At 42.1% G+C, this 26,575-nt stretch carries 24 protein-coding genes; 12 read left to right on the plus strand and 12 right to left on the minus strand.

What is annotated here, in order from left to right; translation table 11 throughout:
* Positions 1–286: 286 nt before the first annotated feature.
* The 9 genes from GVO60_RS16500 (at position 287) to GVO60_RS16540 (ending at position 12,343) form a co-directional block, all read left to right on the plus strand.
* A complete protein-coding gene (locus tag GVO60_RS16500) occupies positions 287–856 on the plus strand; it encodes a type 2 periplasmic-binding domain-containing protein (protein WP_140073712.1) in 570 nt (189 codons plus the stop codon).
* 646 nt (positions 857–1,502) lie between these two features.
* Positions 1,503–2,240, plus strand: a complete 738-nt coding sequence (locus tag GVO60_RS16505) for a hypothetical protein (RefSeq protein WP_159655965.1) — start codon at positions 1,503–1,505, stop codon at positions 2,238–2,240.
* Positions 2,241–2,948 carry a replication protein P gene (locus GVO60_RS16510; RefSeq protein ID WP_159655967.1) on the plus strand — a complete coding sequence of 236 codons (708 nt, stop codon included), beginning with the start codon at positions 2,241–2,243 and terminating at the stop codon, positions 2,946–2,948.
* Positions 2,949–4,101: 1,153 nt separating this feature from the next.
* Complete coding sequence (locus tag GVO60_RS16515) at positions 4,102–4,458, plus strand: hypothetical protein (protein ID WP_025550503.1); 357 nt, start codon at positions 4,102–4,104, stop codon at positions 4,456–4,458.
* Complete coding sequence (locus tag GVO60_RS16520; protein WP_159655969.1) at positions 4,445–6,421, plus strand: type IV secretion system DNA-binding domain-containing protein; 1,977 nt, start codon at positions 4,445–4,447, stop codon at positions 6,419–6,421. Before GVO60_RS16515 ends, GVO60_RS16520 begins: the two co-directional genes overlap by 14 nt.
* Positions 6,418–9,531, plus strand: coding sequence for a MobF family relaxase (gene mobF, locus GVO60_RS16525; RefSeq protein WP_159655971.1), 3,114 nt, complete (start codon positions 6,418–6,420; stop codon positions 9,529–9,531). Before GVO60_RS16520 ends, mobF begins: the two co-directional genes overlap by 4 nt.
* 99 nt (positions 9,532–9,630) lie before the next feature.
* Positions 9,631–11,163, plus strand: coding sequence for a hypothetical protein (locus GVO60_RS16530; RefSeq protein ID WP_225874941.1), 1,533 nt, complete (start codon positions 9,631–9,633; stop codon positions 11,161–11,163).
* A gap of 125 nt (positions 11,164–11,288) precedes the next feature.
* Positions 11,289–11,516: a hypothetical protein gene (locus GVO60_RS16535; RefSeq protein WP_139060815.1), complete on the plus strand. Its 228-nt coding sequence runs from the start codon at positions 11,289–11,291 to the stop codon at positions 11,514–11,516.
* Positions 11,517–11,527: 11 nt separating this feature from the next.
* Entirely contained in the window at positions 11,528–12,343 is an 816-nt protein-coding gene (locus tag GVO60_RS16540) for a hypothetical protein (protein ID WP_159655973.1), read from the plus strand.
* A 332-nt stretch (positions 12,344–12,675) separates the two neighbouring features.
* Here GVO60_RS16540 and GVO60_RS16545 read toward each other — a convergent pair whose 3' ends face one another.
* From GVO60_RS16545 to GVO60_RS16580, 8 genes are all read right to left on the minus strand, one after another.
* The gene (locus tag GVO60_RS16545) at positions 12,676–14,553 is read right to left on the minus strand and encodes an AAA family ATPase (RefSeq protein ID WP_159655975.1); all 1,878 of its coding nucleotides are present in this window, start codon (positions 14,551–14,553) and stop codon (positions 12,676–12,678) included.
* Positions 14,550–15,047: an ABC-three component system middle component 2 gene (locus GVO60_RS16550; RefSeq protein ID WP_078558686.1), complete on the minus strand. Its 498-nt coding sequence runs from the start codon at positions 15,045–15,047 to the stop codon at positions 14,550–14,552. The genes GVO60_RS16545 and GVO60_RS16550 overlap by 4 nt, the downstream gene beginning before the upstream one ends.
* Positions 15,037–16,101 (minus strand): ABC-three component system protein, encoded by a 1,065-nt coding sequence (locus tag GVO60_RS16555; RefSeq protein WP_225874942.1) that lies wholly within the window; start codon positions 16,099–16,101, stop codon positions 15,037–15,039. The genes GVO60_RS16550 and GVO60_RS16555 overlap by 11 nt, the downstream gene beginning before the upstream one ends.
* 351 nt (positions 16,102–16,452) lie before the next feature.
* On the minus strand, positions 16,453–16,752 hold the full coding sequence (locus GVO60_RS16560; RefSeq protein WP_053809692.1) for a hypothetical protein: 300 nt from the start codon (positions 16,750–16,752) through the stop codon (positions 16,453–16,455).
* Between the two features lie 94 nt (positions 16,753–16,846).
* Complete coding sequence (locus GVO60_RS16565; protein ID WP_140071266.1) at positions 16,847–17,224, minus strand: hypothetical protein; 378 nt, start codon at positions 17,222–17,224, stop codon at positions 16,847–16,849.
* A gap of 2 nt (positions 17,225–17,226) precedes the next feature.
* Positions 17,227–18,393, minus strand: coding sequence for a hypothetical protein (locus GVO60_RS16570; protein WP_139059361.1), 1,167 nt, complete (start codon positions 18,391–18,393; stop codon positions 17,227–17,229).
* Between the two features lie 219 nt (positions 18,394–18,612).
* Positions 18,613–19,251 carry a hypothetical protein gene (locus GVO60_RS16575; protein ID WP_159655977.1) on the minus strand — a complete coding sequence of 213 codons (639 nt, stop codon included), beginning with the start codon at positions 19,249–19,251 and terminating at the stop codon, positions 18,613–18,615.
* Positions 19,241–19,627 (minus strand): hypothetical protein, encoded by a 387-nt coding sequence (locus GVO60_RS16580; RefSeq protein WP_139059360.1) that lies wholly within the window; start codon positions 19,625–19,627, stop codon positions 19,241–19,243. Before GVO60_RS16580 ends, GVO60_RS16575 begins: the two co-directional genes overlap by 11 nt.
* Positions 19,628–20,117: 490 nt before the next feature.
* On the opposite strand from GVO60_RS16580, the gene GVO60_RS16585 reads away from it, so the two are divergent.
* Positions 20,118–20,924 carry a hypothetical protein gene (locus GVO60_RS16585; RefSeq protein ID WP_078558692.1) on the plus strand — a complete coding sequence of 269 codons (807 nt, stop codon included), beginning with the start codon at positions 20,118–20,120 and terminating at the stop codon, positions 20,922–20,924.
* A 145-nt stretch (positions 20,925–21,069) separates the two neighbouring features.
* Here GVO60_RS16585 and GVO60_RS16590 read toward each other — a convergent pair whose 3' ends face one another.
* Entirely contained in the window at positions 21,070–22,287 is a 1,218-nt protein-coding gene (locus GVO60_RS16590) for a tyrosine-type recombinase/integrase (RefSeq protein ID WP_025550484.1), read from the minus strand.
* A gap of 170 nt (positions 22,288–22,457) precedes the next feature.
* Positions 22,458–23,324 carry a YicC/YloC family endoribonuclease gene (locus tag GVO60_RS16595; protein ID WP_159655979.1) on the minus strand — a complete coding sequence of 289 codons (867 nt, stop codon included), beginning with the start codon at positions 23,322–23,324 and terminating at the stop codon, positions 22,458–22,460.
* Between the two features lie 180 nt (positions 23,325–23,504).
* Here GVO60_RS16595 and rph point away from each other — a divergent pair, with 180 nt between their 5' ends.
* The gene (gene rph, locus GVO60_RS16600) at positions 23,505–24,221 is read left to right on the plus strand and encodes a ribonuclease PH (protein ID WP_159655981.1); all 717 of its coding nucleotides are present in this window, start codon (positions 23,505–23,507) and stop codon (positions 24,219–24,221) included.
* A gap of 114 nt (positions 24,222–24,335) precedes the next feature.
* The gene (pyrE, locus tag GVO60_RS16605) at positions 24,336–24,977 is read left to right on the plus strand and encodes an orotate phosphoribosyltransferase (RefSeq protein ID WP_159655983.1); all 642 of its coding nucleotides are present in this window, start codon (positions 24,336–24,338) and stop codon (positions 24,975–24,977) included.
* 66 nt (positions 24,978–25,043) lie between these two features.
* Here the strand turns inward: pyrE and lpxL are convergent, their stop codons facing one another.
* A complete protein-coding gene (lpxL, locus tag GVO60_RS16610; protein ID WP_159655985.1) occupies positions 25,044–25,982 on the minus strand; it encodes an LpxL/LpxP family Kdo(2)-lipid IV(A) lauroyl/palmitoleoyl acyltransferase in 939 nt (312 codons plus the stop codon).
* Complete coding sequence (locus GVO60_RS16615; RefSeq protein ID WP_159655987.1) at positions 25,966–26,571, minus strand: YrbL family protein; 606 nt, start codon at positions 26,569–26,571, stop codon at positions 25,966–25,968. Before GVO60_RS16615 ends, lpxL begins: the two co-directional genes overlap by 17 nt.
* Positions 26,572–26,575: the final 4 nt, after the last annotated feature.

The following is a 26,575-nucleotide window of genomic DNA, read 5'->3' on the forward strand; positions in this document are numbered from 1 at the left end:
GACAAGTTTTATGGTTTGTTTTCTATAAATATCTATTGCTTTGTTTCGTCGGTACAAAGCAAATAAATTAATATTTCAGTAGTTGACTTTTAAAATGTGTGAGTATATATTTTTATTTGGTAGCTAGCCTTTGAATAGCATTTTACTCCAAGCTGAAGTAGCAATATTTCAGTTTTCACATCTTAGCTTGTATATATTCTTGTATGTACAAGACATCAGGATCGCAATGGTGCCTTCCTGTTCATTGTTTTATTTTCTTTAAGCATTTGAACAGGAGGTTTCAGCCATGCAATTTAGTCTACTATTAAAACAGCTGAGTTTTTTGCCCGAGCGCCACCATCTTAAACGATGGGCGCTTGGATATTATCTTGTGAAAATTGGATTTTGCAATTCAATCGTTCAAACAGAAACAAGCTTGAGCTATAAACAAGTGAGAAGAATTAGAGCTGATTTAAAAATTAAAGCACATCGTCGTTCAAACTACGGGCAGGACATTACTTCTGGTTCTGATTTAATTAAGTATTCAGCTGCCTTGACTATATATTGTGAGCTTCGTCAGAAATCTAATCACCTTGAGTCAGTTATAGATGCTTATAATATTTCTTTTAAAAATAAAAAAGACATTGATATCTCTGGTTTTTATACTGCTTGTGAAGAAGCATATGATGAAAAATTATTTGTTGAATGTGTCCACTGCAATGTTGAAATATTCACAGGCGAAGGGTTGAGAGATAAACTGGTTATTCATAGGTGCCCAGCTTGTAAAAAAACTAAGTGGAAAGGCCCAAGCTTTTCTCATAAAACTGGACATATATCACGATCATTTGAAAAAGGTCAACAACAATCACTATTCTAAGTTTTGGTGAGTTTATGTACAAGAAAATAAGCAAGATTGAAATGACATTGGCTCTGGCTTTAATATTTTTATTTTTTGGTGTAGATATTATCAGAGTATTAAGCTCAATTCTCGGTTCAATCATATTATCAAGTTTTTAGTTAAGAGTGAGGTAGCTGGCCTCTATAAATAAATAGCATGTTATTTATTTAAAATTTATTTGGTTAGCAGAAAATTATCAAACTCTTAAATTTGAAATTTCCGCTGCGAGTTCATGCTCAATTGGCTGGCATGAGCGGCCTCACAGGTTTATAGCCTGTTTGTGCTTTTGCGTATCGTCATTAACCCCCATCATCCAGGCACGGGTGGGGCTGAGTGCTGTTTTAACAGCCGCGAGCGCAGTGCCTCAACATCAAATTCTGTTGAGGTTCACAATGAAAAAACAAACCCTCCTATTCTCACATCAGGTTAGAGAGTTTTTTACATCTGAATTATTTTCGTTGATGCTTGATGTTTCTGCGGCGTCCGGCAGCCCTGGGCACGAATCATATTGCACTATAACACTGGCTAAAAAGGCGCGAATTCATCGCTTGCACGCGAGGAAAATTGTCAGAGCGGAACTCCAACGTAGGCAGTCATCAAATTACGCACGTCTTGGAGGTGACTTATGAGTGTAATCCGCAGAGCGCAGGAACAAGAATTTACAGTTCTGCCAAATCGAACAATTCGTGACTCAAGACTATCTCTGGATGCGCTAGGTCTCCTATTGAAGCTAATTTCACGTCCGCCAAACTGGGAAGTACGGCCTTATCAACTGCAAAAAGAATGCTCAATTGGCAGAGATAAGTTACGCCGCTTGCTCGCGGAGCTACAGGATTGTGGTTATCTCGTTCGTATTAAATCAAGGCGTGCAGATGGAACATGGGACTGGGTTTCAGAAGTTTATCAGGAGGCCCAAACTCAGAGTGATAGCACCATGTGCGGAAATTCAGGGCATGGTTCTACCATAGCCGTGTTTACCGTCGATGGTTCAGCCGTAAGTGGTTCACCCGACGACGGTAAACACGGCGCTCTAAAAAAGAAAGTTTTAAAAAATACAGAATCACAAAAAACAGATACAAGAGAGAGCTCTTCCTTTACTCGTCGTGATTTGGTTATAACTGATGAAATGCGGCACTGGGCGAATTCTGTTACGCCACTGGTCAGTATCGAGTGGGAAAGCCAAATTTTTGTTAACCATCCCAGTGGACAAACCCAGCGGTTCAACTCAAATGAGGCACTCATCGGCGCATGGCGAACTTGGATGATCAGAGGTCAAAAGTACGCAGAGCAACAACAGTCAATCCCTCAAAGATGCTCTTTAGTAAATGATTTGGCTGACACTTCATGGATCGAGGGGTTATAAATGTCAGCACGAAACATAGTCGAAATCATTTCATCTGATAGCAATGCTCAAGCAATAAGGTTTGAGCATAAGAGATATACCACTACCTTTCAGCGAACTGATAGTCAATTTGATGCCCAGTATCTTAAAGATGCGGCGGTGATCATCAACAAGCTTTTCAGCGAACTGCAAACATGTTTTCCAGCTTGGAGACAAACGTTTACTTCTAAGGCTGACATTGATGCAACTAAACGAGCTTGGGTTCGTGGATTTGTTGAAGCGAAGATTACGTCAGAGAAGCAGTTGCAATGTGGATTAGCAAAAGCTAGAAGATCAGAATCTCCTTTCTGGCCTAGCGTAGGACAGTTTATTTCTTGGTGTCAGCCAGATCCAATGGATCATGGTTTACCTACGCCAGAAGCCGCGTTCATTGAGGCATCTAAAAATTCACATCCTGCCTACTCTGGTAACAAATGGTCTCACCCAGCTGTATATGTTGCCACTAGGGAAGTGGGACGCTTTGAGCTGGCTAATCTTCCACGAGATAAGAGTTGGCCGCTTTTCAAAAGAGCTTACAGTATTGTTGTTAGTCGGGTTTTGGCTGGGGAGAGCCTGGAAGGAGAGATTCCAAAGGCTTTACCTGAAAAATCGGAGTCGCGTCCGGTCGATCCAAAGGTAGCGCAGCAGCACATCGAGCGGTTGAAAAAAATGTTGAAGGGCGGTAAGTAGTCGCCCTTAAATGACAATTGGACAAAATTTAGCTAAGTAGTTGCTAAATTAGCTGAATAAGGATTATGTAACGTATTGTAAAAGTATGCAGCTCGACAGATGGAAAATTTCAATTTTATAGGGTGCGGAGATATTTCGTGAAAATATCATACCCCCCACCTTCTATAAGCCAAGTTTAAATAATAAGCTCAAGCCTCCAAATTAAACTGCTTTCAGTTTAGCTTGCTATTAAATGATTAAAAAGCATTGACCATGAAGGAAAGTTAACTACAATAATTTACATGACGGTTACGTCACTTGATTGAAAGCGCGGAATGGTGTGAAGCCAGTTGGTCATTGACCCCGTTAGCGAACTTTTTCGAAGGGCCACTTTTTAGTGGCCTTTTTCGATCTTGTCTTCATCCCTTAAGCCCAGCCTGTTTTTTTGAACCCCAAAAACAAAACTGAATTCGTTGTTTTTCTCAAAAGTCACTGAAACACTACTAATAGGTGGTTTTACGATGGCTTTGGAAGGGGGCGAATGTCTACGTCCTACTTAATTCGACCAAAACACTACCGATAGATCGCTTTTCTGTGACGAACAAGGAGAGTTGTGGTTGTGCTACATCAAAAAGTCATCAACAGGTGGCTTTTTAGTTACAACAGCCATTTTTCCAAGTGACCGATTTGTCCAAATTGGGCAGTTTTGCGTGCCGAAGTTCAAACAACTACAGGCCAGAATCTCACTGAGACGATTACTCAGGAGATAATGAATGAAACTTCACCCTCGACAATGTCAGCAATGTTCTGGCGCTTCAATTCTCTCAATCCTTGAGAATGCATCTGATTCAAATTCTGTAGAGCAAGCTATCACATCGATCGCCAACGGCCTGATGTTTATGGCAAGGAGAAACCATGAGTATGAGACACGGAAATTGGCTATGTCTTTCCTTCGAATCGCAGAAGCCAGTCACCCCACTCTATCGAGCGGGGACCCCAAATTAGCACAAGAAAATTCCGTGCTTTGCCCGGATTTTTCTCCACACCCCACTCACCGCGAGTGGTCTGTCTCATCCGGCGCAGTAGCGCCTTCTGAGGGGACTCCCTGCGCCTCTGCACATGCAGAGTTGCAAGGGAGTCACACACAAGAGAATCAGGGATAAGGGGGACTATAATGGGAGTTTCTAAGGCGTATCGCGTACAAATATATCCACCCAGACAAGTACATATATTGTTGAAGGAATTAGCTAAAGAATCAGGACAAACGGTTAGTAAAACGGCTGTGTCTTTGATTGAGCAGGCATTAAATAATGACTCAACACTGCACGAAATCAGAAACGTACAAGTGGATCAGAAGGAGATTTATCAGCAGCTAATTAACTTGCTGTCGATCAACGTGGCAACGACAGACTTTCTGCTCAAAAAGACCTGCTCTGAGGATGAAATGGCTGAGGCTAAACAGGTCATTTCAGCGCGCACAAATGCTCTGCGTTCTCACTTTATTGGAGGGGACGATAATGGCAACGATTAGAAAAGGTCGAGTCGGTGACTTTGTTCGTGGTGCGGACACATGGCTTCATAGCCAGCAGATGTTGTTATTCAGCGGAATTTGGATCTTTCTGCCTGGTGTTTTGTTGGCGATTGTCGGTGGCCTGTTATACATCGGGATAGACGCCGATAAATGTGTTTTGCAAAACGCTAGTACATATCTTTGGGCACAATTGAAGGCACTAGTACAACCATTTTCAAGCCTGACTATAGGAACCTGTGTTGCCCTAGATGGGCGCGACTCTCTGCCATCCTCTGTGGTGATAAATGAGCCACTATTCCAGGAAGCTGCTGTTAATCTTCTCAAATCCTTTGGATGGGCTTTCAGTTCGCTCTTTGTATTGTACTTGCCTATTGGTGTTTATCTTGTTGTTAAGGCCGTTAAACGAGGTAAGGAAATCAAAGAAGACAAATATATTCGAGGGGCGAAACTTGTTTCAGCCGAAAAGTTGAAAGGTGAAATCGTAGAAAAACATGGTGTTTCTGATTTAACCCTCGGCGATTTCCCTATACCTACAGGATTTTCAAAAAAGCATACCTTGATTAGTGGCACCACCGGGGCTGGTAAATCTACAGCACTAACTCATTTGCTTAAAGCCATTCGCGCTCGTGGAGACCGAGCCGTGGTATATGACAAGAAAGGCGAGTTCGTAGAGATGTTCTACCGGGACGGAGTTGATCACATACTCAATCCGGCAGATAGCCGCTCACACCAATGGACTCCATGGGAAGAAATGGAGTCACCATTTGATGCAGACTGGATATCTGAGACACTTTTACCTAATTCTAATAGTAATAGCGGTTCTGAGAAATTCTTTACATCCGCTGCCAGAGCAGTTGTTTCTGCCGCACTTCAGAATTTATATCTAGACGGACCGAAGTCATTGCTTTCGCTTCTTCGGGCGACAGCGTGGAATGATCTTGAGTTACTCAAAGAACTGGTTGCAGGTACTCCAGCAGCGACATATTTCAATGAAGATAACGAGAGGACTCTCGAAAGTATTCGTTCAACCATCGTAGATGGTGTTCGTCCACTTCGCCTGTTGAAAGAAGAGAATAAAAAGGGATTCTTTTCTATAAGAGATTGGATAGCAGAAGGCGATGAACCTAATGCCGATGATAGTTGGTTATTCTTACCAGTACGAGAATCTGAAATAGAAATACAGAAACCTCTTATCTCGACCTGGATACAAGCTGCGGCCAAAGGGTTGATGGCACGCGGGGTTAATAACGAGCGGACTCTTTGGATTGTTGTCGATGAGCTACCAAGCCTCAAAAAAATTCCTGCTCTTTCAATGTTGATGGCCGAAGGGCGGGGCTTCGGTGCGGCTGTTGTTTTGGGTATTCAGGAAATAAACCAATTAGAGGAAGAGTTCGGGAAAAACGCCTCTAAAACCATACTTGGCCTGTGCTCCACACAGTTTCATTTTCGTTTGAATAATGCCGACACTGCTGAGTGGGTCTGCAAAGTACTTGGTGAAGCTGAACGTGAGGAAGTTGATGAAGACTTAAACTACTCCGCCGATGACATTCGAGATGGCGTCCGGGTCAGTTCTAAACGCCAAAACCGAAAAATTGTTCTTCCCAGTGAAATCATGGACCTGCCTGATTTGTCTTGTTTTGCCAAAATTTGGGGCGTAGAGAGTAAAGCCCGTATTGATATTCCTTTCTTGAGACTTCCGAAGATCGCTGACGGCTTTATTCAAGGTGATGAGAATGAGACGGTTGGTATGCGTCTGCTCAATGCTGCAAGAGCAATGAAAATGGAAGCTGATACTGACTTTGTTCCGAATGAACTTTCCAATAAGCATGGTACTGAGGTGTCTAAAGGGCAATTACCAGCCCTAAGTGATATAGAACAGGAAGTACATTCAGTGTTGGGAACGAATGGAGTGGATGATGATTTGGTATTTAGTCTGCTTGGAAAAGGAGGCAAAAAATCATGATGTCTGCGTCTTCTATTAAAAGTGCCGGAGCGGCCGGTCATTACTTTGAGCATGATGACTACTATGTAGACGGACTATCTCCTTCCACATGGATAGGTTCTGGTTCTGAGACTCTTGGCCTTGCTGGTGAGGTGGATAGAGAAACCTTTAAATCACTTTTGGAGGGACGGCTCCCTGACGGTCAACAGGTTGGCACTTTCCGTGACGGAGAATGGAAACACCAACCAGGAACCGACCTTACGTTTTCGGCACCTAAGAGTGTTTCTATTCTGGCAGAGGTAGCAGGCGACAAACGGCTTCTCGAAGCCCATGACCGGGCTGTCCAAGCGGTACTTCAATATATAGAGAGCGAATATATTGTCACAAGGAATCGCAACCGTACTAAGGATACCGTTGAATACGAGAAAACAGGTTCGCTGGTCGCAGCTACTTTCAAACACACAACCAGTCGTGCCCTTGATCCTCAGCTTCACACACACTGCGTGGTAATGAACTTAACACAGCGAAATGACGGCCAGTGGCGCTCAACGGAGAATAAACCAATCTTCATTGACCAAAAGCACCTTGGTCTGGTCTACCGTCAATTTCTCGCTCAAGAGGTTAGTTCACTGGGTTTTCGACTAGAGCACCCGGGTAAAGATGGGACCTGGGAAATTGCTGGGGTAAGTAAAGAGACTGTGCGTGAACTTTCGAAACGATCAGAGGCAATAGGAGATGCGCTGGAGGCTAGGGGAAAGACTCGTGAGACGGCCACGGCTGTGGAAAAGGAGACCGCCACGCTCGACACGCGGGATCGAAAGGTTGCCGCTGAGCGAGGTGAGCTTCTGAATCGCTGGCATGCCGAATTGGGGAAAGAGAAGTTGGAAGAATTGGAAGAGGTCATCGCTCAGTCTCGGGAAAAAATCCCATCTCTGGAGTTGCAATCCGAGGCGATTTTGGCGCGGGTTCAATTAGCCAACGAAGCCGTCATGTGGGCGACTGAACACCTTGGAGAGCGTGATACATCTTGGACTCATCACGATCTAGTCAAAGAGGTTAGCCGCTATGCTGGATCGCGAGTACTACTTTCTGATGTAAATAATGCGATTGATGCTGCAATTGGCAGTGGTCAGCTCATAGAGAAGTCGGTTAGAACCTTTGATAAGGTCAGTAAGCAAGAGGTTGATGTTCGAGGATATACATCGCACGCGGCCATCGCCATTGAGGATGAGCTTCTTAGAGAGGAATATCTAGGTCGAGACCGAGTTCAGAGGCTTTGCAGCCGAGAGCAGGCGGTTGAGGCTATTTCCAATGCCGAGGAGAAGGCAAACGAAATTGGATATGAATGGAATACTGACCAAAGGAAAGCCACAGAGGGTATTTTGCTCTCTGAGAACAGGATCGTCGGAGTACAAGGGCTCGCTGGTACTGCTAAAACAAACAGCGTACTCAGCACAGTTGCCAATACAGCACGAAATATGGGATACGAAGTAAAAGGTCTTGCTCCAACCAACTCGGCAGCTCAGAGTCTATCCGAGGGCGCGAATATTTCTTCTAGTACAATTCAAAGTTTTCTAGGTAGAAGCCGCAACGAATGGGTAGAGGAAAAAAGGCTGCTCTCACAAATAGAGAAAATTGACAGGCGGCTGGAGCGTATCATCAATGCACTCAAAAACCCTGGAGTAGACCTCAAAACAGGTACTCAAATTCCCGAAACTTCTCCCATTTACCAAAAGAGAATTGATGAGCTTTGTTGTGAAAAAGACGAGTTAAAGAGCCAGCGTGAAGAATTAGCGAAGGGATTGCAGCGCTCCCCTCAACTTTGGATTGTCGATGAGGCATCGATGGTTGGTACAAAGCTGATGCACGATCTATTTCAAAGAGCTAGCCAGGTGGGAGCTAGAGTTGTATTAACAGGAGACGTTCGCCAGCTTGCCTCTGTGGAGGCTGGGGCTGCTTTTCGTCAGCTTCAGGCTCATGGTATGGAAACGTATCGACTAGAAGAGATCGTTCGACAGACTAATCGAGGTACGAGGGATGCGGTTTATCTCTCTTTAATGAAAAGGGCTTCAGATGCCTTAGCTCGATTGCAAGAAAGTGGTAGTACCATCAAGGAACTGGTTCACCATAAACAAAACGGAAGAATTGATTATGTAAAAAGTGGAGAGATTCGCAGGCAAGAGCTAGTGAAAGACTATATGGGTCTTGCGCCAGATGAGCGAACTAAAAGTATTATCCTTGAACCAAGCCGCGAGGGTAGGTGGAGCACTAATAAGTTAGTTCGCGATGCCCTAAAAAGAGAAGGTGCTCTGAGCGAAGAGATTCAAACTAACCAGCTATCACCAGTCGATACAACCGAAGCTGAAAGACGAGTGGTGACATCGTATCAAAACGGGCAAATCGTCCGATTTGCCCGTAGCTTCAAACGTGAGGGTATCAAGCAGGGCTTGTATTACGAGGTCGTTGGCCGAGATAGTCACGATATCTTACTCAAGAAGTTCGGGAGTAATGAACAGTCCGAACCGATTCGATTTTCACCTGAACGCTATGTGGCCAAGAATATTCAGTTGTTTAATTTGACTAAAAGTGGTCTCGCCGTTGGTGAGAAGATCGTATGGCGTGATAATGATAAAACTTCTGGGCGATTAAACAACGACACGGCCACAGTTGAGAAAATAGAATCCACGAACGTAACCTTCAGACTTTCAAATGGGAAACTCAGTGAGTTTGATATGTCCACAATGGCGAATTCTCATTGGGATTATGGATACGCAATGACTGTCCATGCAGCTCAAGGTAAGACTGCTCAAAATGTATTTGTTCATGCTGAAGCGAACCGAGATGCATTATTGAACACAGAGCAGTTCTACGTGCAAATATCGAGAGCAAAGGACCGCGTGTATCTCTACACCAATTCTAAAGAGGGACTTATTAGGGCTGTTGAGCAGCGATCAGGGCAGAAGCAGGCTGCTAAAGAAAGCCGCTACCAACCATTGGAACGGCTTGACCATTTGTTCGAAAAGCTATGGCATCAAACAACAGATCGAGAAGTTTTGCCAGAGCAATCACCTGATAGAGGCCAGGGTAAAGAGACAGCAAGAGGTGATATAGAGCGCACTTTAACAAGATAATAATTGTCTGTTGTCCAAATTGGTAATTTTGGCGTGCTGCTTACGCTGCCCTCTTATTTCAAAATGGAATGAACATAAAATATAAATGGAGATATCAACGTGAAAGTGTTTTTTTTGCCAATAATTACGGCTGCTTTATTAATGGGGTGTTCCGCGACTACGTCTAGTAACACAAGTAATATTCTGTCAGATACGGTAACTCAAACAAACGATGAAGTGGAGCCTGATGTTCAAGCTGCACTGGATAATATGAAGGCTGTTGGGTACAAGTTGGAAGACTTTGGTAGTGATGCTTCGTTCAATTCGGCAGCTAAGATGGTTGCCGAGTTAGGGGCTGAATGGCAAATGTTTAATCTTTGGGCGGAAGACTTGCTAGACCCAAGAAATCAAAAGAAAGCTTTGGATTCTATTCGTATCGCTAATGATAAGAGACGAAAAGAAGCAAGGACGATAAACTTTTCAAAAAAAGAGCGATATTCTGAGAAAGCTGATCTGGCTATGAAATATGCGTTTTCGGATTGTTTCGATGATTCTGGTCAACTGCGTTCTGCTGATGCTTATATCAACCGCTACGCGCGAAGTAATGTTGCTTCTTTTGGAATACAGGCTGAGTTGTATGAGCGTTGCTTGATTAATGGAGGTGTGGAATGTACGGAAAACGGCCAAGAGCTGGATTTGGAAGGTTTTCTAGTAAAATACAATAAAACCGCACCAGAAAATATGAAAGTTCTAGCCTTCAACCAATACTATGAACGCTGCTCGGTTCCCACTCCGGTATCCTTCGTTCATTATACCATTTCGGCTCATGATAATGATGTTATAGGTAGCTTGATAGCTGCGAGTGCTCCGCGAGTTGGGTGGGAATATGCGCTCAAAATGGCTCATGATGTGGTGGATATTCAATCCCGATCTGGGGTCATGAATATGATTGCATCCAATTTCTATAACTACCAAAGAACGGGATACTTTGATGCTTTCGATATTCGGCCTTTCAGAATTTCCCGAGCTAATGTGATATCGGTAATGCATGTCGGTGGAATGTGTGCAGCGTTTGGTGCAGAGACAATAGCAGGAAATAACAACGATAGTGGTATCGAAATCGACGAAATAGCAATTGCTCTGGGTGCACAACCTCGTCAACGGGATAGAGGCTATCACTGCTTGAATTGGACGGATGGTAACTGGAAGCGTGTAGCTAACTATGTGGCTGGCGAAAGTGAAGGGATTCGTAGATTTATGTCGGTTTATTCTCCAGCATTCAATAGCTATTCGGTGCCTTATTGGAGCTACCCTGGTCCTTACCAAAATTATTCTATTTTTCAGACAAGGAACCTTAAAAAAGGAAGTGGTGTTGCAAGTTATACCGAGCGAGTAAGAGAGAAAGAAATCTGTTCGACATACGCGGCATCCCATTCTAGTTTAGCGACATGGTCCTACCCTGCTTGTGATTACTTGGAAAAGGCAAGTTTATCAATGAGGAATAAGGAGAGCATGACGCAAGCTGCTGGTAGATTAGATGCTTATATATGTAGCAGTGCAGAGGCTGAAAACGGCTACGGTCAACCAGACTTATCGCGCTGCCCAACAGTCTTCACACGAAAGCAAATAGAGGCTGGTGAACACAAATATTGAAACTCTTTCATTACTAATTTAGGAGCCTCTTGGGCTCCTTTTTTGTCTCAATTGGGCGATTTGACGTGCTATCTATTGGCCCATGCTCTGAAAGAATAAGATTTAGAACATTCGGGAGGTACTCAATGATTACTGGAATTTTTAAGAAGTTATTTAGGGAAGACTCTGCATTAGATTTGCGTCATCAACTATCCAGTCTTGTAACTGAAATGGAGTCATATCAAGCTGAGTTTGAACGCTTCCATGCAGATATAGAAGTGTCGGTTAGTCATTTCGAGCATATTTTGGAATCAAATAATTTCATAAGTGCAGAATGGGTTAATGGGAATCTGTATATAACACATCGTTATTAAAGGGGAGTGGTATGGAACTCAATGAAAAAGCAAAAGTTACAGCAATTTATCAAGAGCTTAGTAAAGTTGATGCTTCTGAGCCTAACAAGTTGGTTTCTACGCTCGAAAACTCGGCTAAATTAGCAGTTAAAAACATAAATCACCGTATATCAAATGATGAACATATTAAAACTAGCGTTTTTAATTTTAGTCATATGAATGAACAATATAGGCGGCTATCTCAGCAGCAGATGAAAATAGTGGATTCTGTTCAAATGCTTGCCAAAAAGGTAGAAAGCCTAGGGTATGAGAAGCCAAGTCAAGATAACTGGCTATCCAAGACTCTATCGAACTATCAGAGAGGATACTTAGAGAATGATATTTTCACTGAAGCGGCAGGGGCTTTAGTCTGGATGGCTGCAAAAGCTGTTCAAAAAATATTTTTTGAGTCAGATAAGAATAAGCAACAACAAGAAGCGCATCAACTAAAAAAAGATATTGGAAAAATGACAAAGGTCTTGGGAGTTGAGTTATCTCGCCTTCATCAGGATACCAAATTAGAACAGCGCCATGAACAGATGTCTCAAGCGATTGGAAATGCACAACAATTGGAACAACGTGGACAGCAGAAAGAGGCTGATAAGTTGATTGTTAATGCTTATAACAATCTATCTTCGACTGCTAAAAAAGAATACGGCTTGTATGAACCTAGGCCAGAACATCAAAAAATTATCTTCCAAGCTCAGTCTAGAGAAAAACTCCGTCATGAAGCAGAAGCAAGAACCCAGAATCAGTTGAACAGTGATCAAGTGAAAGAGCGTGATAAGAGTAAATCCATCGAACGCTGAAACACTATTACGCCTAGAAACGCACTTAGACGTAATGGTACATAGATGCTTGCCAGAAGAGTCACGAGTCGTTGTGCTTCTATTTCTGGATGCTTACTTAAGAACGCCTAGGGTAGTTAAATTCTAGGCGTTTTTTATTTGTGGTAAGTTGTGGTAAAAAATTTACCACAAACAGTGTTTGTGGTAGCTTTTGTAACAAAAGCTATCAAAGCACTTTAAAAACATATACTTAAAACCGATCTCGATACCCACTTGTTACGTTTATCCTGAATGCAATGGACTAGGTTTCTTCTGAGGGGACCAATCAACGTTCCACGTAAATGATGTAAGATTTACTGTACAGGATAAAAACCATAGCGTCCTCGATTTTTATCTTCCGTGAACTCAGTGTACCCAATGTGTAGAGAGTCAGGTTCTATTGGACCATCATTGTCCAATATTATTATTTGTCCTAAGTCACGGTATTTTGAGATAGAAGCATAAAACTTTTCTTTGGTAGCATCTCCTATGACATCTTTTTGTTCATAAGTAGATGATTTGGTTATATGTCGAGACCGCAGCGTACATAGAGGTGAATCTAATAAAACAACACCACTATGACTTCGACGATTTTCTATACAGTGGTGCATTAATCCAATAATAAATGCGGAATAAGATAGAGCTCTATAACCTTTTCCTGCTAAGTTTCTATGCTCACCGTTAATAACAAGATCACAGGTTTCTTCACTAAATGAAACGGATTTTATATCTGAGTAACTCCACTCTATTAATAACTGCTTTATAACCTTACATAGTTCTGTTGTGGTTGCAGTTGTTAATTCATCAAATGTATAATTACCTTCCATTGGGTCAATTTCTTCTTTATAACCAGATTTTTGGTTTTCTAAATTAGAAATCTTTTCAATTATCCGATTAATTTGCTTTCGCTCAGTAAGTTTGTTTTTTAATAGATCTAATTTTTCTACGTTGGTTTTTATGTTTCTTGAGATGAAATCTGAAAGTTCTTCTTGGTATTTAATGTGATTTTCTTTATTTGATTTTATTTTTTGCGACAGTTCTTCTTTTTCAAAGATTAAGCTGTTGCGTGTGATGTCAAGATCGAAAATTAATTTTTTTATTTTTTCTATTTCTTTTCTTGAGGCCAATTTTATATTCTCCAAATCATTAATATCACATTCTAAGTGTTCATCTCCTTCTAACGATTGTTTGCATGTTGGGCAGTTTCCAAATTGTAGTTCTGAAAACAAATTACTTGTTTCCTGAACCGATTCTAATCTGTCAATATCATTTAAGTAATGCTGATGTAGCAAGTTAGATCTAGATAACAATTCATTAACGGTTAAAAGCCTTGACTCATTACTCTTCCACTCTTTCCAGCTTCTATTAATAGTTGATTCATATTTAGTGACACGTACGTATAATGAATCTATCAAATCTTTTAGTTCAACTATTGAGCTCTCTAATTTGTCAATTTGTTCGTCTATTTTTTCATTTTCTTGCAAGATATAGTCATAATCATTAAGCTCTGAGCTATACTCTTCAATAAGTTGATCTATAACTTCCATTCGACCTTTTCTATTGGAAATTACATCCTTTTTAGGCTTTGAAATAATCCCGCTATCATCTTTTCCAGTGGATAAATATCTCAGTATAGATTTTTCTTTAGTATCTTCACCGTATTGCCCTGTGAAGATTGGAGATGATTCTTTGATTATCGATGTCTCATCAATTAACGTGAGATGTCTTATAAAGCTAAATTTAAATTCATCAGATACACCACTAAGGTTTCTTCTTACTTTTACATTTCTAAGATTGGAAACATCAAGAAGATAATTATTTAGAGTTCCAATTTTTTGTGTGGGCTTTTTACCGACTCTGAGTATAGTAGGGGGTTCTGGATAATTTCTTATCTCAGAATGTTTGCATTTGTATAATTCTGCATCTCCGCCATCGAGAGATCTACGTAGTGTTATAATATCGCCATTAGCGAGAGTCACTTCTAAAAAACAATCTTGATAACCAATTGATTCGGTGATTCTTTTTGGCTTGGTTTCACTACCAAGCATATACTTTATACACTGGAAAACGTAGGACTTACCAGTATTGGATGGACCAACAATTACATGTGTATTTGGGTTGAAGTTGATGCTAACGTCTTCAACATTATCTCCAGTACATATCAGTCTATTGATTAGAAATCCACTATTCATTCATCATTCTCCCCTCTAACAAGGGATTCATCGATGAACTCTCCTCCCCAAACTTGTAAATTTTTGTTAATTAGATCTCTTATTTTTTGATTTGGCTGCTTATCGAATATTTCAACAACCCAAATAGCAGTGTCTATCATTTTTCTTGTATAGTTGGCTTGAAGAGAATCTAAGAAAGGTGTAGATAACTCCGTTGCTATATATCTTATACCAGATTGAGAATAATCAATATCTACAAGCCCTCTTGAAATCATTACCGCTAGACCTTTTTCAATAATAGGCCTTCTGATTAGAAGCTCTCCAGATCTATGGGGGGTATTCGGATGTATGCTGTTAGGGCCACCTTCGATATCACCGGAATGAACGAGGAGATAGTCGTAGTATGTTATTCTCTCTAAGTCATATGCGTTTGGATAGCCAGCTTCAAGTAAAGTTAAACTTCTAAGTCCAGTTTCAATAGGTGAGTTAAATACACTGAAAGTATTAACATTCATCTTCACACCATGATATTTCATTGTTATTAGCTAATTGGTGGCAAACTCCACCACGGTCGTTTATCGTTAAACACGATGAAAGCGGACTGGTGGGCAATTGTAGTCTTTTCGCTTCTCTAACAGCTTCTTTTACTTTATCAAATCCGTTTTCGTGGTCGTCTTCTACGATGTCTATAACACCACTTAATATTTGGCTCTGGATTCTTTCGAACTCACCTTTTGGTAGAGTGTCTCTAGAAAAATTTCTTAATGTTTCCGCATTTAAAAAGTCTTCTCTAGAACGTTTTAAGTGGTTGTTATATTTAGGGTGATTGTCTAGATTACTGACTGACACTATTTTTTCACTACAATGGCTATCATAGGCTTGAAGTAGTTTTTTTACGTATATTAACTCATGCTCTCCCACGACAGATGATAGTTTGGGAGTGTCGGGTCTTTTGGGGAGCTGTGTTCCGAATCTTGTAACATGAAATTGAGTTTTGCTATGCTCAATAATAATCTTAATGGTTGCTATTTTATCGAATACAGAGAAATCCAGCTCGTCTATATACGTCTTTAGTTTTTCGTCCAGAACTATGCTTTTTTTGTCCGTGATCCCATTTTTACAGTACATATCCCAGTTTTCATATAAACCGGATTTTAGTTCATTAGGCTTTTTTAGTAGGTTTGATAGTTTTGTACCAACACCACGAGGTGCAATAAAGTAATACTTCCTAGGAAAGGGGTAGTCACGATTGAAAGAGAAGTAACATATTTTGCCTATTTCTACCCATATCTGTGAAGGAGAAAGAGGTGCGCCATAGTGTTTGCATTGGAAGTTGTCCCAAGTATAGCAGTCCGATCCGACAGGATTATCAACGTAACCAACGACGTCTCTGCCTTGATCTCCCGCTCCTCCTAACCTCTCAAAATCGAAGTATTCTTTAGACTTGTACGTCATCCACTCTTCGATAAAGTGTTCCCAGTCATCTGGTGACATGGTGTAGATCTGGTTTTGAACAGGAGTTGTTTGCAATTTACTAGAACCCTTGACTGAACGTGCGATAGCATACATTTTTACTCATATTCACAGCTTATCTCATCTCACTTAATATGCAATGAGATACTGTAGGCTGGGTATGAAATTTTAGACTTGAATTCAATTGGTTAAGCGAGCTCGTAAGTTGGCATCTATTCATATGGTTTACATTGGGGTGGACTGGGACTTGCGTGTTGAAAGTACTACCCGAGAGCTTCTCGGGCAGCTTCGTTCGCAGGTGCGTTTTTAAGCTTAAAGTTAGGAAACTGAGAGTTTTACTGTCAATCTTGTTATCTATTTCCTAAGACTAAGCTTAAAAACAGGAAATGCGTGGTATCTAGTAGCCTTTTGATGGTGGTTTCCTCATTTTAAGCTTAAATTGAACCATTAATATTTACTTTCCTGTGGTTCTAGCGTTGGCAGTGATGGGCAAGGGAATTCGATAGAACAAACTCTTACGTTCTGTATACCTTCATGCTCACATGCTGCGTTATTCAGCATATACAGCAAATCCTCACTCAGCTTCAGCTTGCTGTTGTACTTTGTAGTATCGACAAGAACTAGGCATGTACTGCTGTTCCCTGCGCTGCCACTAACTACTGTCATGGTTTGCGCAAGGTCTTCTGTTGTAGTGCATGCAGTTAAAGTTACAGTCAAAGCTGTTGTAAGAATAAGATTTTTTGACATGGCTTCGTTTCCTTTTAAATGTAGTAGTGTCCATTTTTTCTTCCTTTTTAGGAGGGCTAGGCGGCCGAGAGGTCGCTGAAGCCCTTGGATTAAATTAATTCGGTAACTCTTGAACTTGTGATGGCTGTTGCTCTTGTAGAGCTTTCTTCATCTCACGCAAGTCGTCATGAAGGTTTTCGAATGACTCATTGTCGAAGGCTTCAATGTTTGAGCGAAGTTGCTTTAACTTTTCTATCCGAGCTTCTCTCTCGGCAGCTTCTGATGCCAAGAGAGCCATTTCATGCTGACTGGGTTGGTCAAATTCAGACCAAGCTCTGGAAAAACTACGCTGAAATTCTTCTGAGCGAAGCTGCTGTTGAACTTCATGCTTTTTCTGTTGGATAAGTACTTCCTGCCTGCCGGACAGGGCAAAATAGATAACAAGCGCGGTGAGTGGGCAGGCAATGATGATGCCATAAATTACAGATTTCATTCTTAGTTACCTCCTTTGATTCCAGGCTGAGATGCTGTAAAACTTGCTTCTGTGGAGTTGCTGAGATTGGATGCTTCTTCTGTCTGTAAACGCTCAGACGTTCTCATTGATAAATTGCGTGATTTAGATGAGCGATTGTCAGTACTTGCATACTGAGCTTCAGAAGTTGAAGCTTCTCTTGAATTTGAGCGAGTCGTCGATACTGAAAAGAGGGCATCCTGACTTTGAGATGTTTCCATCTCCCAGGTTTCACCAAATAGAGAGTTTCCCCTCCCAAACAAAGTGAATTCACCTACTGAGGCAGAGATGGCTTTAGGATCAACAGAAAATGAGCCGCAGGACCACTCATACTTTCCTTCATAACGATATCCACGACTTGTCGGTATTACACAGTTCTGACCAAATTGCCTCTCCACAATTTTTCTAGCCTTATCTGGCAAGTCATTTCTCACCAATTGTTTACTCATTGCGTTTGCTAGAGCTAATTTGATTCCAGAGGTGCTATTTTCGTTGAGCGGAATTCCCTTGGAGGCCTCTTCAAGTGTTGCTTCTGAGACAAGGCCATATAGAGCCCAACATATACCATCTTCAATGAGTCTTTCTGATGGAACCCGAATGAACGATGGCATGCCTGTTGTTGCCCAATTAAAGTTTGCTTGATGTAACTCAACTTGGCACTGTCCCAAAGTTTTTTCCTTGTTCCAGGCCATGCATGCTTGAACGCTAGTCACTAGGGGTTTAGGTTCAAGATCTGGAAATTGTGGTGCTTTTGGTTTTGTAACGAGCGCACAATGCTTTATTACATTTGCAGTTCGCCCTCTAGTCGAACGGCCTTTCTCTATGTATGTAAAAAGTTCATTGAGTATTGCAAGAGGTGCCGTTTTAACCGCCAGACGGTTAGTTGTTTGATTTTGCTGCCGAGATGATGTTTCATCCGAGTCTCGTACAGAAGTTGAGGTACTATTCCGTGTCTCCTTTCCATCACGTTGTTCCGCCCCCTTTTGTCGTTGTAATTCCATACTGGCTTCATCGTTGATTGCAGTTTCCTTCTGTGTACGTTTCTCCTGCGTTGACTTTTGCCCTACGGTAGCGCTTTCCTGAGCCAGTAAGCTACTAGGGTAAGGAGTTAACGTAATCGCAACGATGCTCAATATATGTTTAATTCTCATGATGAAACCCCTCCATCCACTCTATTATGGGTATGGAATGATTTTGTCTCTGATCACCGTTAGGATAGGTATGTGAAACTGCCCATTTTGGACAAATGTTTTAATCTTCCGTAACTGTTGGTTTGCAGAAAAATAAAGGACTTTTAAATAATCTTGCTGATGATCTACTTTACTGCCGCTTCTCGAGATTTGTTGTTACCCGATCAAGAGAACAAATCACTAGAAAGAGAATCCAGCGCGGACAAAGGTTGTTGGAAAGTTATTAATTCCTTTGACTCTAGGGATGTGGGTAAGATCAAAGTGCATAATGTCATCGACGTACCATGTAAGCCCAGGCAATGCGAATGGAAAAGTGATTCTTTCCCTTGAATATATCTCTCCGGTTTGAAGGTCGGCTATTCCATCAGATCGAGACATTACGCCAAACATTAAATCTAGCTCAACTCTTCGCATAAACGGTAGGTTAGGATCGAACCTCTTATATAAAGTTGTTGATGCTTGAGCTTGCCCCATTCTAAAAGAGTCTTTCATGTAAAATAATTCATAACTATAGGCATCAAAAACTTTTGAAAGAATATTTAATTCTTCAACCTTTTTGTAGAGTCCTATCCCTAACCCATTATGGCTTTGATTGAAATCTACTTTCACATCTGACTTATATTTATGGTGAGACCACCCTCCAACTTTTAATTGTATCTCCCAATCTTTTTTGTTTTTTTTAAAGCTGTCATTCCAAGATGAAAGTGGGGATGTTTGTATAATTAGGTTCTTTGATGTCTCATGAGCCCAAGATGGAATAGCATTTAGTACCAGCAGACAGAAAAAAAACCATGATCTTGCCGATAGCCTAGTCTTCATATTGAAATACCTCCATCAAGATCTCAACCTGAGAGATGCTTTCTATGCTTGGCTCAATTAGATATGCATAACGATATGCCTCTATGTTTCTACATGAAATGACGACGTGCTGTTCGCTACTATTTGGTATAACAATCGGAACTGAGGCCTCTGAAGCCATGAAAAGCTCAAAGTCTTCATGTGACGCTTTGTTAAGGAAATGAGCCAAATCTATGGCATCCTTTTCGCTCTTGCATAAGAGAACCTCCGGCCACAACAAATCGCCGTCGGGTCCCTGATTTCCATTTTGCTCTGGAAACTCGATTTGAACTATCCAAGTAGTTTTAATGTGTTGTGCTAATTCTCGCGTTAGCAGTTCTATATTATTAAGCTTCATATAACACTCCGATTTATGTCGTTGAGCACGATATGATTCTGCTGCAATGCAAAGCGTATCCAGGCACGTCAATTGGCCCGATTTGGACAAATGCTCTCAAGAAATGCTAGATTTTGACCTAAGTTCCCCCCACTAATATGAGAGAGGATGATGGAGCTATGGATTTGGTTAGCAGGACTGTTAGCTACAGTTGCTTGTGTTGGCGTGATTTACTGGTATGCAGGGAGTTTGAAAGATAAATCAGATGTAGATGATTGATTTAATTAAGGATTTATTCAAAGCTTAAAAGAGCTGCACCTGTATCATGATACATATAAGATACTTTCCTGGTTGTGTATTAGCTGGTTCAGATAAATGACTTAGGTAGTAGTTTCTAGGCTCAGCTTCTTCAGAACCGATCGTAAGGTGATATAACTTTCTTTGTTCAGATACGGCACAAAAAACACAGGTAGTTATCATTCAACTAACAAGAAGCAAAAGGAATAGTAATATGTCACTACCTGAGAAAAGCCCAACGACTTTTTGCACCGCTTTCGTTAAAGATGAGCTCTCTGACTATCGGCAAAAAGAAATTTACATGAGTAGTTGGTCGGCAATGTCTAGAATGATTGAGCGTGCTAACGAGTTAAGTTCTGCCTATGACGAGATAATTAAGGCCTTTGGTTATTCCAGTAAGCAACAGTGCTCTTCTGTGTGGTTGTTACTCGAGTTGATATGGTCAAGTTCTGACTTCTCTAGAGGCGAGGTTGAAAATGCTCGGTATGAATTGGTAGAGCTCAATAGCCTTAGCTCTGAGATTGAAGCTTTGGCATCAAAGCTTGCTTATGCTCTGGAGCGTCAAAGCGAAATCTATAATCGCTCTGGGTTCTGTAAAAATGATTATCAATCATCTATAGATATGATTTTTGCAGCCACTGAAGATAACTACTTGTTTCGTAGCCATGTTGCGGACAAGCTACGTTCTCTCCAATATCAGTATGACTTGAAGTATTGGCCTAGTAGAGCTGATGTAGTTAGGTCTATTGCAGAGTTTGAGAGTGTACAGCCAGAACCATTGCATTCTGAGTATCCTGAAGCAGTTTTAAAAGGTAGAGCGTCAGATATTAAAAACTTCGTCCTTGCCTTTGATGCAGCTATTGATGAACCCAATGGACTCCCAACCGGGTTCAGGTTTACTAACAATTCTATGGCTGGCATTATCAATGTTATTCTCGACTTACCAGTTGATAAGCTGGCAACAGGTGATGCGGTGAGGGTTGTGAGAAATCGCTATTCGTGTACTAAATCAATTACATAGATTACCCAAAGAAGGTTTGAAGTATGTTTCGTGGTTAAGTTTGAGGGGGAAGCGACTTTACGTGCGGTACAAAAACCCGAAGTCTATAAAAATAGCTAATAGCTTCGGGTTTCCTTAGATGTGGCCAATTCAATTAATAGCTTCTTCAAACCAAGGGAGAAACTAGATCTGCAACTTTCTGATGTGCGATTTTTCGTTCATCAAAGTACTCATATCTATCATAAATACCGTCAACACCTCCCTGTCGATGATTTATGCACAGCCGAGCGACGTGATTTGGCGTTCCTACCGATGCAGCTAGACTCCTGAATGTTCGCCGTAGGTCATGCACTGTAAAATGCTTTATATCACCCATCACGTTAGGTGGCTGAACCTTCCTCCCTGCTTCTCGTCCAAACAACTTTGAGATTGCGCTATTCAGGGTATCAGGTCCCATATGTAATAGATTACTTCTGCGTCTGGCTGGAAAAACATACTCAGACCCCATTGACCTTACTTTTAGCTCACTGAGCCATGTCATTGCCTGACGTGGCAGGGGAATAGATATAGCGATTCCTGTCTTTACTCGCCACTCTGGGATATGCCAGACAGATTCCTCAAGGTCAAACTCTGACCAAGGTGCCTCACATAGTTCACTCTTCCTATTACCTAGAACCAAGAAAAGGCAGCACAACAAATAGTTATCTCTACCAAAGCTGTTTAGATTGCTGCGAAATACTTCAAATACTTTCTCTATTTCATTTAGGTCCAATGCTCGCTTACGAGTTTTTTCGAGCCCTCCAGCATCGTTTATTGTGAAAGGTGCAGCGGGATTATTAGAGGTTAATTCAAGCTTTAATGCGTGCTTGAAAAGCTGCTTCATATAGCCAAGCGTGTCATTTGCAACGGTTAGACGACCACTATCCCTAACTCTTTGAATTATCTCTCGAACATCCAGAGCCGTTACGTCCTGAATTTTGAACTCGCCAATTACTGGCTTAATCTCTTTCCGATATATTCGAGCTGGAATGTGGTGATGCTTTAACCTTGAGGCTAAATCGTTTTTATACCAATCCTCAAATAAATCATCGACCGATGTTATTCCAGTCCACTTTTGACGCTGTTTTGCAATAAGGGGATCTACTCCTTGCCTTAAGTCACGCTTGAAAACTTCGGCTTCTGATCTTGCATCGGCCAAAGACATTCCAGGGTACTGGCCCAGAGTCATTTGTTTACGTTTACCACAGTTTCCACTATATCGAAGGGCCCAGTAGGGCGCTCCTGAATCTGGAACGACAAAGTAGAGTCCTTTTCCGTCGGACTTTCTGGTCGGTTCACCTGATTTTGCAAGCGCGGCTACCTGCTTTGCTGTCATTGATGCCATGATACCTCCAATACTCACCATTTGAACTAAGTATAGCGAGCTATTACTCACCATTTAACTCACCGTTTTTTTGGAACATGTTGAAACGGAGTGGTTCATGTTGGAAAAGTAAAACCCTGAATAATCAGGGTTTTAGAATAAAAAGGAAGGTATTGGAAAGAGAAGGAAAATTATTCGATATTCTGGATCTGCTCACGCATCTGTTCAATCAGAACTTTAAGTTCAACACCTGAAGCGGTGATATCTGTACTGATTGACTTAGAGGCTAGCGTGTTAGATTCACGGTTAAACTCTTGCATCATGAAATCTAAACGACGGCCAACAGCGCCACCTTTCTTCAAGATGTTATTCGTCTCTTTAATATGAGAGTCCAAGCGATCCAGCTCTTCAGCAACATCTGACTTTTGCGCCAGTAAGATAAGCTCTTGTTCAACGCGAGAAGAGTCTAGCTCTACTTTGGCATCTTCAAACTTAGACAGTAGGCGTTCACGTTGCCACTCAAGAATTTCAGGCATGCGAGCACGTACTTTGACCACTTCTTCCGAAATAGCCGTTAGACGCTGTTCAATCAGCGCTTTCATGTTATCACCTTCGCGGCCACGTGCTTCGATGAATTCACCAATTGCGTCATCAAATGCAGCAAGTAGGTCTTTGTTCATTGCATCCATATCTTGTTCTGGCGTTTCCATAACACCTGGCCAGTTCATCACTTGGAACGGGTTAAGACGGCTGCTTTCACCAGTTAGAGACATGACTTGGTTTGCTGCATTGATGACCTGTTTTGCTAGGTCTTCATTGATGGTTAGCTCACCTTTTGCTGCCGGGTTGGCTTCAAAGCGCAGAGCGCACTCGACTTTTCCGCGAGCAAGGCGCTTACGAAAACGCTCACGCAATACTGGCTCTAGGCCACGAAACTGCTCTGGCAGGCGGAAGTAAGTTTCTAGGTAGCGCTGATTAACGCTGCGGATTTCCCAAACAGCGGTGCCCCAATCGCCTTTCGCTTCTTTACGTGCGTAGGCAGTCATACTATAGATCATCGAATTTTCCTGTTTATTCATCTTTGAAAATAACGCGCGGCCATAGTAGCACAAAGGGTGGCTCAGACTGCACTGTTTGGCGAAGTAATGCGCGTAGCTTTGTTTAGCAAACTTCGCTATAATCCTGCTCCAACCAAATCGTCTCCCCCTATCACAGATAGATAACTAAGGTAGATGCCAATGCGTCCAAACGATCGCAAGGCGGATCAAGTTCGCCCAATCAAAATTACCCGTAACTATACTGCTTATGCAGAAGGCTCTGTGCTTGTTGAATTCGGCAACACGAAAGTACTGTGTAATGCGACAGTAGAAGAAAACGTGCCACGTTGGCTAAAAGGCCAAGGTAAAGGCTGGGTAACGGCTGAATACGGCATGCTACCGCGTTCTACTCACTCACGTATGCGTCGCGAAGCTGCTAATGGCAAGCAGGGCGGTCGTACGATGGAAATCCAACGCTTAATTGCACGCAGCTTACGAGCGGTGGTTGACCTAGAAGCGATGGGTGAAATCATGGTGACAGTCGACTGTGATGTTATTCAAGCAGATGGCGGTACGCGTACTGCGTCTATCTCTGGTGCGAGTGTGGCGATGGCAGATGCATTCCAACACTTGGTCGAGAAGGGCAAGCTAAAAGCGAACCCAATGAAAGGCCATGTTGCTGCAGTTTCTGTGGGCATCTTAGGCGAAGATATCCTTTGTGATCTTGAGTACACGGAAGATTCAGCTGCTGATACAGACATGAATGTTGTGATGACTGAAGATGGTCGTATGATTGAAGTTCAAGGTACTGCAGAAGGTGAACCGTTCACTCATGCAGAGCTGATGAAGTTGTTGGAATCAGCAACCAAAGGTATTACCGAGATTGTCGCAGCGCAGAAGGCGGCGTTAGAAAACTAGTTTTTAATAGCTCCCAATTGGGGGCTATTTTTTTATCAAAATTTGGCAAAGGTTGAATTTTGAGCTGTTTATAAACCGTCTAGGAAACTAGACCCTTTATTTAGAGAGAAAGTAATGAAAGCATACCAGCGTGAATTTATTGAGTTTGCACTAGAGAAAGAAGTCCTGAAGTTTGGTGAGTTTACTTTAAAGTCAGGCCGTAAGAGCCCTTATTTCTTTAACGCTGGTCTTTTCAATACAGGCCGTGATCTTGCTCGTTTAGGTCGTTTTTATGCAGCAGCATTGGCAGATTCAGGCATTGAATTTGATGTTCTATTTGGCCCTGCATACAAAGGTATTCCAATCGCAACAACGACAGCGGTAGCCTTAGCTGACCACCACGATGTCGATACGCCTTACTGTTTTAACCGTAAAGAAGCGAAAGATCATGGTGAAGGTGGCAACCTAGTTGGTAGAGCACTGGAAGGTCGTATCATGCTGGTTGATGATGTTATCACTGCGGGTACCGCGATTCGTGAATCAATGGAAATCATCCAAGCAAACGGCGCTGATCTAGCTGGTGTTCTTGTTGCGATTGACCGCCAAGAGAAAGGCAAAGGTGAGCTATCTGCGATTCAAGAAGTTGAGCGCGACTTTGGCTGCGCGATTATTTCTATCGTGAGCCTGATTGATCTGGTGACTTTCCTAGAAGAGAAAGGTACGGCTCCAGAGCACCTAGAAGCAGTAAAAGCGTATCGCGCGCAATACGGCATCTAAGCAACGCTGTTTTACTCTGTTATAAAAAAGGCATCCGTTTGGATGCCTTTTTTATTGTCATCTTTGTTACTTATATCGCGAGCCTTTACCCATAGAGCGTTCGACCATGGTTTTGAAACGTTTGTGTACCCACATCCATTGATCTAGGCCGCGAAGGATTACCTTTTCAATGGCTCTGTTCATGACGCGTGCGGCTCCCTCTGCATCTTTACGTGGGAAATCAGCGCTAAACTCATCATCAACTTGCAGCGTGTAAGTGTGGCCTTTTCTAAAGCTTGATGCTGTAACGACGGCACATTTACTCGCATCGATTAATACGCCTGTTCCAGCTGTTGTACATGCATCTTCAACTGCGAAGAAGGGAACGAACACTGCGTTGCGTCGACCATAGTCGTGATCAGGAAGGTACCAAAGGCGACCACCACGACGAAGAATCTTGAGCATACCTTTCACATCTTTGCGATCCACCATTTGATTGCCAAATCGGGTGCGTCCCCAAGTCTGGATGAAATCGTAGACAGGGTTGTCGTGTGGGCGATAAACCCCATAACCCGGTGCAAAAGTCGCAAATGCGCGTGCGGTAATTTCTAAGTTGAGCGCATGAGTACAGACAACTAACACGCCTTTTTTCTGCTGGTCTAGTTCAACGATTTGGTCGATATTTTTAAACTCGATCAAACGTTTGAATCGCCAGTTCGGCCAAAACCATGCGATGCCCGTTTCAATCAGTGCGAGCCCCGTATTTTTTAAGTTCTCTGCTACTATGGTTTCGCGCTCATTGCTGCTCATCTCTGGGAAGGCAAGCTCGAGATTGCGACGCACGATGTGAGCGCGACTTTTTAATAGTCGAGCGGATAGAGATCCAATACCTCGGCCAATTTGGAGCAGAAGAGCATAAGGCAAAACAGTGACAACGAGAGCCAGGAGGCCAAACCCTAACCATAAGCCCCAGCTTTTAGGATGAAGGATTTGAGATAGTTTTAGTTGGTTATTTATTGCATTCATGGTTTAGCATCATCGAGATTAGTTTTTGCCATAAAGATTTGGTTTTTCTGCGAGCAAAAAAGTGAACATAGGTCAGTAAGTAGAGTTTCCAATCATTGTAGCGGCTTCCAACGCCATCAATGACTTTTGGCGTCAGTTGGCCGTTTTGCTCTTGCATCAAAATGTGCCCAGGGCTGACATCACAAATGCTAATCGAATATTGAAGCAAATAAGCTTCAACTGATTTGAGGATATCGTGAGCTTCACTTTGAGAAACAGTGCCTTGTTTAAGCATAGCGGTTAAGGGCTGACTTGCTGAGCCACTGTCATCTACAACGCGATCGAAAACCAACCCTCTTCCCAAAGAAGTTTCTATCCAGCCATGGCATCGAGGTATGAAGGTGAAAGGAACATCACGTTCTACTAATTTTTGAAAGTAGTATTGTTCCATCTCGTTTTGCTGACGAACGACCTTAGTATGCTTAAGGATCTCTTCCATCGGGTGGTAAACTTTGATGCAAAGCGCCGGGTTTTCTGGGTGCTCAAAGCAGATTCGCTCATTACCAGTTCCGATTCGATTTGCATTCGACAAGTCTATGCTAGATGGCATGTCG

Source organism: Vibrio atypicus, from assembly GCF_009811315.1.
Lineage (GTDB): Bacteria > Pseudomonadota > Gammaproteobacteria > Enterobacterales > Vibrionaceae > Vibrio > Vibrio atypicus.